Source organism: Bremerella sp. JC817 (assembly GCF_040718835.1).
GTDB lineage: Bacteria > Planctomycetota > Planctomycetia > Pirellulales > Pirellulaceae > Bremerella.
Genome location: NZ_JBFEFG010000229.1, coordinates 1 through 769 on the forward strand (window position 1 = coordinate 1; position 769 = coordinate 769).

4 protein-coding genes are annotated in these 769 nt (G+C 58.6%); 1 reads left to right on the forward strand and 3 read right to left on the reverse strand.

Annotation, left to right across the window (positions count from 1 at the left end; genetic code table 11):
* A partial coding sequence (locus AB1L30_RS01175; protein ID WP_367011496.1) for a DUF1501 domain-containing protein occupies positions 1–275 on the reverse strand: 275 nt, incomplete at its 3' end.
* Here AB1L30_RS01175 and AB1L30_RS01180 point away from each other — a divergent pair.
* Positions 262–501 (forward strand): cytochrome-c peroxidase, encoded by a 240-nt coding sequence (locus tag AB1L30_RS01180; protein ID WP_367011497.1) that lies wholly within the window; start codon positions 262–264, stop codon positions 499–501. The genes AB1L30_RS01175 and AB1L30_RS01180 overlap by 14 nt on opposite strands.
* A gap of 27 nt (positions 502–528) precedes the next feature.
* Here the strand turns inward: AB1L30_RS01180 and AB1L30_RS01185 are convergent, their stop codons facing one another.
* Both AB1L30_RS01185 and AB1L30_RS01190 read right to left on the reverse strand, forming a co-directional pair.
* Positions 529–630, reverse strand: a complete 102-nt coding sequence (locus AB1L30_RS01185) for a hypothetical protein (protein ID WP_367011498.1) — start codon at positions 628–630, stop codon at positions 529–531.
* Positions 631–639: 9 nt separating this feature from the next.
* Positions 640–769 (reverse strand): ArsC/Spx/MgsR family protein (locus AB1L30_RS01190; RefSeq protein ID WP_367011499.1); only part of this gene is annotated, 130 nt, incomplete at its 5' end.

A 769-nucleotide genomic window follows, 5' to 3' on the forward strand; every position in this document is an offset into this window, starting at 1 on the left:
GCGTGAATCGTTGCGAAGAAGTCGGGCACCGAAACGGGGTTTTCGACGATCTTCTTAGAAAGTTCGTCGGTCACGCCATACGCACCGCAGTGATTCAATCCGCCGCCAGCCAGCACACAAGTAAAGGCCGAACCTTGATGGGTCATCGCCACGCGTTTCTGGCGAACGTCGGCTGGCATGTTGAACAGCTGGCCATAGAAGTTCAGCGTTTCGCGGGCATCCAGAAAGCGGTAGAGGTACGACTCTTCCGGCAGATACCCGATGCGACTCGGCAAAGCGTTGTTCTTTGATCCTCGAATCTCTGGCACCGGGCAGATGGCGTGTGCTTCGTGTCACGACCCGGACCTGGCTTGGTCAGATGGTCGCACTCGGTCGAGCATCGCCATGGAATCGATGGCGATCCGTGGCCCCGACAACATGAACGCACTCACGTACGCCAACATGCCACGCCCCAACAAAATCGAACCCGCATCGGCGACCTGGGTCCCAAAAAGCTTTTGAGCAGCAAGCTGAGCGACCGGGGTGACTTCAGGCGGGGCGAACATTGGCGAGAACCGGCGTGGTCCGCGAAAGTTCGTCGAATCGTTCCAGCGTCAAAGGGAAGCCAGCGCGCCGTGCCATGGCGATGATATGAACGCGCTACGGCAGGATTTCGTCGACGCTTTCTGGCGGACGTCCTAGCCGGGCCTGGCTACCCACCACTACGATCGGCCGTTCAATGATCTTAGGATTAGCCGCCATCTGGGCAATCCATTCCGCATCGGTGGTA